Origin of the sequence: Mesorhizobium sp. M4A.F.Ca.ET.090.04.2.1 (assembly GCF_003999085.1) — a bacterium.
In the GTDB taxonomy this organism is placed as follows: Bacteria; Pseudomonadota; Alphaproteobacteria; order Rhizobiales; family Rhizobiaceae; genus Mesorhizobium.
In genome coordinates this window covers 1-6,936 of the sequence record NZ_RZOT01000320.1, presented here as the reverse complement: position 1 = coordinate 6,936, position 6,936 = coordinate 1, and the positions used below count along the sequence as shown (strand labels likewise).

The 6,936-nt window shown below is 64.9% G+C and carries 8 protein-coding genes and 1 pseudogene; 8 read left to right on the top strand and 1 reads right to left on the bottom strand.

Features of this window, described 5'->3' with window-relative positions:
- A partial coding sequence (locus EN781_RS21260; RefSeq protein WP_127400299.1) for a winged helix-turn-helix transcriptional regulator occupies positions 1–198 on the bottom strand: 198 nt, incomplete at its 3' end.
- A 132-nt stretch (positions 199–330) separates the two neighbouring features.
- Between EN781_RS21260 and EN781_RS21255 the strand changes: the two genes are divergently transcribed.
- The 8 genes and pseudogenes from EN781_RS21255 to EN781_RS21220 all read left to right on the top strand — a co-directional run.
- A complete protein-coding gene (locus EN781_RS21255; RefSeq protein ID WP_126057859.1) occupies positions 331–1,230 on the top strand; it encodes a DMT family transporter in 900 nt (299 codons plus the stop codon).
- A 169-nt stretch (positions 1,231–1,399) separates the two neighbouring features.
- Positions 1,400–2,047, top strand: coding sequence for a thiamine phosphate synthase (locus tag EN781_RS21250; RefSeq protein ID WP_126057858.1), 648 nt, complete (start codon positions 1,400–1,402; stop codon positions 2,045–2,047).
- A 1-nt stretch (position 2,048) separates the two neighbouring features.
- Complete coding sequence (locus tag EN781_RS21245) at positions 2,049–3,143, top strand: tetratricopeptide repeat protein (protein WP_126057857.1); 1,095 nt, start codon at positions 2,049–2,051, stop codon at positions 3,141–3,143.
- A 126-nt stretch (positions 3,144–3,269) separates the two neighbouring features.
- Positions 3,270–3,836 carry an elongation factor P gene (gene efp / locus EN781_RS21240; RefSeq protein WP_126057856.1) on the top strand — a complete coding sequence of 189 codons (567 nt, stop codon included), beginning with the start codon at positions 3,270–3,272 and terminating at the stop codon, positions 3,834–3,836.
- Between the two features lie 24 nt (positions 3,837–3,860).
- On the top strand, positions 3,861–4,661 hold the full coding sequence (locus EN781_RS21235; RefSeq protein ID WP_126057855.1) for an inositol monophosphatase family protein: 801 nt from the start codon (positions 3,861–3,863) through the stop codon (positions 4,659–4,661).
- A 113-nt stretch (positions 4,662–4,774) separates the two neighbouring features.
- On the top strand, positions 4,775–5,467 hold the full coding sequence (locus tag EN781_RS21230) for a hemolysin III family protein (RefSeq protein WP_126057854.1): 693 nt from the start codon (positions 4,775–4,777) through the stop codon (positions 5,465–5,467).
- Positions 5,468–5,673: 206 nt separating this feature from the next.
- A complete protein-coding gene (locus tag EN781_RS21225) occupies positions 5,674–6,699 on the top strand; it encodes a MotA/TolQ/ExbB proton channel family protein (RefSeq protein WP_126057853.1) in 1,026 nt (341 codons plus the stop codon).
- Between the two features lies 1 nt (position 6,700).
- A pseudogene (locus EN781_RS21220) lies at positions 6,701–6,936 on the top strand (peptidoglycan-binding protein); the annotation flags it as partial.

Here is a 6,936-nt window from a genome sequence, read left to right as displayed (position 1 = left end):
CGCCTGCAGCGGGTAGCCGAGCGCTTCCGGATCGACCTCGATGGTGAAGGCGCGGATGACGCCGCGCTCCTCCAGCCGCCGCAGCCGCTCCGAAACGCTCGGTGACGACATGCCGACTTGCTGCGCCAGATCTTTCAGCGACGTTCTGGAATCCCGGACGAGGATGTCGAGAAGGTGCCTGTCAAGATCGTCGAGCATTTCCACATTCCACGATGAAGAGTGGTTTTGCCTTATTTAATTAGGTCAATACGGCATACCATCTTTCTGTCGGCATGGAAATGGCCGTCGGAGCTTGAGATCATGCAGCCATAAAGATCTAGAGGCTGCCTCATGAACAATACTCTGCACGGCACGGTCGAAATGACCGCGGCAATGGCGATCCTCGGCACGATCGGTTGGTTCGTCGTGCTTTCTGGCCAGCCTGCCATTGATGTGGTGTTCTGGCGATGCGCCTTCGGCGCGGCGACGCTGCTCGTCATCTGCGCGGCGCTCGGCCTGCTGCGCGGGACATTGACGCCGCGCGTCGCTGGGCTTGCCGTTCTCGGCGGCGCTGCCATCGTCATCAATTGGCTGCTGCTGTTCAGCGCCTTTCCCCGCGCCTCGATCTCGATCGCCACCGCCGTGTACAACACCCAGCCCTTCATGCTGGTTGGCTTCGGGGCGCTCTTCCTTGGCGAACGCCTGACCCTGACCAAGCTGGCCTGGCTCGCCATCGCCTTCGCCGGCATGCTGCTGATCGTACAGACCAGGCCCGATGCCGGCGATGTCGGCACCGACTATTTCACCGGGATCGTGATGGCGCTGGGGGCGGCCTTCTTCTGGGCCGTGGCGGCAATCGTCACCAAGACGCTCAAGGGCACGCCGCCGCACCTGATCGCGCTCATCCAGGTCTGCGTCGGCGCTGTCATGCTGGCGCCCTTCGCCAATCTTTCCCACCTCCCCGCCGACGCCCGGAGCTGGGTGATGCTGGCGACGCTCGGCGTCGTCCACACCGGTCTGATGTACATATTGATGTATGGCGCCATCCAGAAGCTGCCGACACACCTGCAGGGCGCGCTCTCTTTCGTCTATCCGGTGGTGGCGATCCTCGTCGACGTCGGCGCCTTCGGCCACCGTCTGCACCCCGCGCAGATCCTCGGCGCCGCCGCCATCCTGATCGCCGCCGCTGGCATGACCCTCGGCTGGACGCTTTGGAAGCCCAAGGTGCCGAGCCCACAAGCGGCCGAGTGAAGGACCGCGACGGCCGTCCTGCCGTCTCGGCTGGGCGGCGGTCCCGCCCGACCCGGTTAGCTCTGATATCATGATCCCGCTTGCCCGCCTGTTCAAACCGGGCGCTTTGCTCTATGCCGCAATGCAACCATCTTCGCCCGGCATAGGCGAAAACCGGGATCGATGACCAATGAACGACGCCACGCCGCCCAATCGCTGCCGTATCGTGCTGATCGCGCCGAAAGACGCGCCGGGCGAGCGTATTGCCGCGGCCTTCGAGGGCGGTGACGTCGCCTCGCTCATCCTGCCGGAAAACGGCATGGATGACGTCGCCTTCCAGGCCTTCGCCGAAAGGATCGTGCCCACGGCGCAGGCGGCAGGCATCGCGGTCGTCATCGCCGGCGATACCCGCATCGCCGGCCGCGTCCAGGCCGACGGCATCCATGTCGAGGTCTCCAGCCAGGAGCTCGCCGAGACCATCGAACACTTCCAGGGAAGGATGATGGTCGGCGTCGGTGGCGCCAAGACCCGCGACGATGCGCTGGCGCTCGGCGAGGCGCGGCCCGACTACATTTTCTTCGGCCGCTTCGGTTACGACAACAAGCCGGAGCCGCATCCGCGCAACCTGTCTCTTGGCCAATGGTGGGCCGAGATGATCCAGATCCCGTGCATCGTCATGGCCGGATCCGATCTCGCATCGGTCGAGGCGGTGGCCGCCACCGGCGCCGAATTCGTGGCGCTGTCCAGCGCCGTCTTCGCCGACGGGATCGACCCCAGGGGGGCGATCGCCGCCGCCAATGTGCTGCTCGACGAGACCGCGCCGCGCTTCGAGGATTGACGTGCGCCGGTCTTTGCTTCCCCTCGCGGTTCTGGCCGCGGCCCTTTTGACCGAGGCGGCGGCGGCGGCGCAGACCGTTCCGCTGCCGCAGCCCCGACCGGATGCGGGCGTACCGGACGCAAGCGCGCCGGCTGCAAATGCGCCCGCCGCAGGTGCGCCAACAACCGGCGTGCGTGTCGATAAGCCGATCGCCACGCCGCTGCCGCAGCCCGCCACCACGGCCCCATTGCCTTCGGCGGACGCCATTAATCCCGATCGCTTCGGCGCCAAACCGTCGGATTCGGCCTATGGCGCCTTTCAGCGTGGCCTCTACAAGACCGCCTACAATCTCGCCTTGGTGCGCGCCCAGAACGGGGACCCCGCCGCCCAGACCCTGGTGGCGGAGATCCTGTCGCGCGGGCTCGGCGTACCGCTCAACGCCGCGGAGGCCGCGAAATGGTACGCGCTCGCCGCCGAGCAGGGCGTGCCGGAATCGCAATTCCAGTACGCGCTGATGCTGCTCGACGGCCGCTACGTCAAGAAGGACGAGAAGGCGGCGTATGCGCTGATGCAGGCCGCCGCGGAGGCCGGCAACCGCCTGGCGCAGTTCAATTTCGCGCAATTGCTTGTCCAGCAGGATCCGGGCGACGCCGGCATCGCCAAGGCTGCCACCTATTACGAGCGCGCCGCCGCCACCGGACTGGCCGACGCGCAATATGCGATGGCGCAGATCTACGCCAATGGCGCCGGCGGCAAGCCGCGCGACGATGCCCAGGCGCGTCGGCTGCTGGCGCAGGCCGCCAGGCAGAACTACGATACGGCGCAGGTCGATCTCGCCACATGGATGATCGAGGGGCGCGGCGGCGACCGCGACCTGAAGTCCGGCTTCGGCTGGATGAAACAGGCGGCCGAGGGCGGTAACGTCGCCGCCCAGAATCGCCTCGCCAAGCTCTACATGGAAGGCATCGGCACCGAACCGGACCTGATCCTCGCGGCCGCCTGGTATATCGTTGCCCGTCGCGCCGGACTTATCGATCCCGAAATGGATGATTTCCTCCAGGGCCTCGACGACGGCCAGACCAAGCAGGCGCTGCAGAAGGCGAACCGTTTGCCTTGAGGGCAAGAGGCGCAGGGCGGCGGCGCTGCGTCGCGCTGCTCCCTCCTTGCCTCTCCGGACGATTTGTGGTCTTGGAGGCGCCAAATCGCCGTCGCGGCGGCTCCCTCACTCCGGACCAGCATCATCATGGCCAAGATCAATGGCAACGAAATCCGTCCCGGCACCGTCATCGAGCACGATGGCGGACTTTGGGTCGCGGTCAAGACCAACACCGTCAAGCCCGGCAAGGGCGGCGCCTACAACCAGGTCGAGCTGAAGAACCTCATCAACGGCACCAAGCTCAACGAGCGTTTTCGCTCGGCCGAGACCGTCGAGCAGATCCGGCTCGATCTGAAGGATTTTTCCTTCCTCTATGAGCAGGGCGATGCGCTGGTGTTTATGGACACCGAAAGCTACGAGCAGCTCGAACTGGCGAAGGATTTCGTCGGCGATCGCGCCGCCTTCCTGCAGGACGGCATGATGGTGACGGTCCAGCTCTACGAGGAACGGCCGATCGGCATTTCGCTGCCCGATCAGGTGACGCTGGCCATCACCGAGGCCGACCCGGTGGTGAAGGGGCAGACGGCTGCCTCTTCCTACAAGCCCGCGGTGCTGGAGAACGGCATCCGCGTGCTGGTGCCGCCCTTCATTGCCGCCGGCGAGCGCATCATCGTCGACACCAACGAAATCACTTACGTCCGCCGCGCCGACTAGAGCGCGGGACAGCGGGAAAACAAGATGGCGCGTTCAGCGATCCTCAATGTCATGGTCCAGGCCGCGATGAAGGCTGGCCGTTCGCTGGCGCGCGACTTCGGCGAAGTGCAGAACCTGCAGGTGTCGATGAAGGGGCCAGGCGACTATGTCAGCCAGGCCGACCGCAAGGCCGAGGACATCCTGTTCACCGAACTGTCGAAGGCAAGACCCGGCTACGCCTTCCTGATGGAAGAGCGCGGCGCCATCGAGGGCGAGGATGGCCAGCACCGCTGGATCGTCGACCCGCTCGACGGCACCACCAACTTCCTGCACGGCATCCCGCTCTTCGCCATCTCGATCGCGCTGGAGCGCCAGGGCCAGATCGTCGCCGGCGTCATCTACAATCCGGCGATGGACGAGCTCTACACTGCCGAGCGCGGCGGCGGCGCCTTCATGAACGACCGCCGGCTGCGCGTCGCCGGCCGCACCAAGCTCACCGACGCCGTGATCGGCTGCGGCGTGCCGCATCTCGGCCGTGGCCAGCACGGCAATTTCCTCATCGAACTGCGCAATGTGATGGCCGAGGTCTCGGGCGTGCGTCGTCTCGGTTCCGCCTCGCTCGATCTCGCCTATGTCGCCGCCGGCCGCATGGACGGGTTCTGGGAGGTCGGTCTGTCGGCCTGGGACATCGCTGCCGGCCTGCTGCTGATCCGCGAAGCCGGCGGCTTCGCTTCCGATTTCGAGGGTGGGCAGGAGATGCTGGAGCACGGCTCGGTCGTTGCCGGCAACGAGATCATCCAGCGCGCGCTGCTGAAGACCGTCAAGAAGCCGCTGCCATCTCGTTGACAGGCAAGTCACGTTGACGGGCGCCGCGCTGAAGCGCCGCAGTCGCAAAACGGCAACCAAAGCTTGAAATACTGTCCGGCAGACGCCCAGATGAGGGCCATGCAGGACCGTTCATGAGCGACACCAGGTCACAATCCCAGATCGAGATCCCGTTCGTGGGACGCTGGCATTACTCGCGTGCCGAAGTGATCGCCGACGGCATCGTACATGCGGTGGGCATCGTGCTGGCGATCGCGGCGGGTTCGGCCTTCCTGGCGCTGGCCGCCTTTCATGCCGGCCCCGGCGAGTATGTCGCTGCAGCCTTCTATGTCGCCTCGCTGCTCACCGTCCTGTCGGTGTCGCTGGCTTATAATCTTTGGCCGGTGTCGTCGCCGGCGAAGTGGATTCTGCGCCGCTTCGACCATGCCGCGATCTATCTGTTGATCGCCGCGACCTACACGCCCTTTCTCGCCCAGCTCGACGGCTCCCCGCTCGCCGTCTCGATGATCGTGCTGGTCTGGACGGCAGCGGCCATCGGCATCGCCATCAAGGTGCTTTTCCCCGGCCGCTTCGACCGGCTTGCGATTGTCTTCTACCTCGCCATCGGCTGGAGCGGCATTGTCCTGGTCGGCCCGATGGTGCGGACCTTGCCGACGACATCGATCGCGCTGATCGTTGCCGGCGGCATCGTCTATTCGCTTGGCGTCATCTTCTTCGCCTGGAAGGGGCTGCGCTTCCACAATGCCGTCTGGCATGGCTTTGTCGTCACCGGCGCCGGCTTGCATCTGGCCGCAATGGTCGACTGTCTGGTGATAAACCGGATCTAGAGCGTGATCCCGAAAGTGGGGAACCGGTTTTCGGAAAAGAACAGCTCCAACAAGAAGGTAGAGTCCCATCCCGATTTCCATCGGGGATGGAACAGGCTCTGAGCCCTGGCTCGGCATTATTGCCAACCACCATTCAATTTGGTCACAATTCCGTTTAGAGTTGCCGTCAACCTGATCGGCGGCGCGGCATCGGAAACGGGGTTCGGATGGCTTTTCTCAGATCCTTCGGCATGGGCAGGCGCTCCGACGTTCTGATCTACGATCCGCACAAATTGTCGAGCCCGCAGGTCTTCCTGCTCACCATGGTGATCTTCCTGATCATCGTTGCATTCATCGCCGCTATCCTCACCCGCCAGATCTCGACCGCCTTCGTCACCAATCCCGGCCTCAACGGCCTGATCATCGGCGTGCTGGTGGTCGGCATCCTCTTGGCCTTCGTCCAGGTCGGGCGCCTGTTTCGCGAGGTGCGCTGGGTCAACTCCTTCCGCGCCGGCTCGGAGACCACGGAGCCTGTGCTGCTCGCGCCAATGAAGGCGATGATCGGCCGCTCGTCGACGGTGGCCTTCTCGACCAGCTCGATGCGCACGATGCTCGATTCCATCGCCACTCGCCTCGACGAAAGCCGTGACACCTCGCGCTACCTCGTCGGGCTGCTTGTGTTCCTTGGCCTGCTCGGCACCTTCTGGGGTCTGCTCAACACCATCGGCTCGATCCGAGAAACCATCGAATCGCTCGATCCCGGCACCGGCGACGCCGCCGCCGTGCTCGATTCGCTGAAGCAAGGGCTTGCCGCGCCGCTCGCAGGCATGGGCACGGCGTTTTCGTCCTCGCTGTTCGGCCTCTCCGGCTCGCTTGTGCTCGGCTTCCTCGACCTGCAGGCCGGCCGTGCCCAGACCCGCTTCTACACCGAGCTGGAAAACTGGCTGTCCTCGGTCACCGATCTGTCGCACGATATCGTCGTCTCCGACTCGGCCAGGACCGAGCCCTCCGACGAGATCCGCCTGCTGTCGGAAAGGCTGCGCAGCCTGCAGGAGAATGGCGGCGGCTCCAATCCGCGCGTCGCCACCGCGATGGCCAACCTCGCCGACGGTATTTCGGGCCTGGTCAAGAACATGCGTTCGGAACAGCAGATCATGCGCGACTGGGTCGAAGCGCAGTCCGACGAGCAGAAGGCGATGCGCAACACGCTGGAAAAGATCGCCGACGCGCTGAAGAAGCCGGGAGTGCACTGACGTGGCGCTGGCAAGGCGGCGCGCCGATCGCCGCATCGACTATTGGCCGGGCTTCGTCGACGCGCTATCGACACTGCTTCTGGCGATCATGTTCCTGCTCACCGTCTTCGTGCTGGCGCAGTTCCTGCTCGGCCGCGAGATCTCCGGCAAGGACACGGTGCTCAACCGGCTCAATTCGCAGATCAACGAACTGACCCAGCTTCTGGCGCTGGAGCGCTCTACGACGCAGGACAGGGA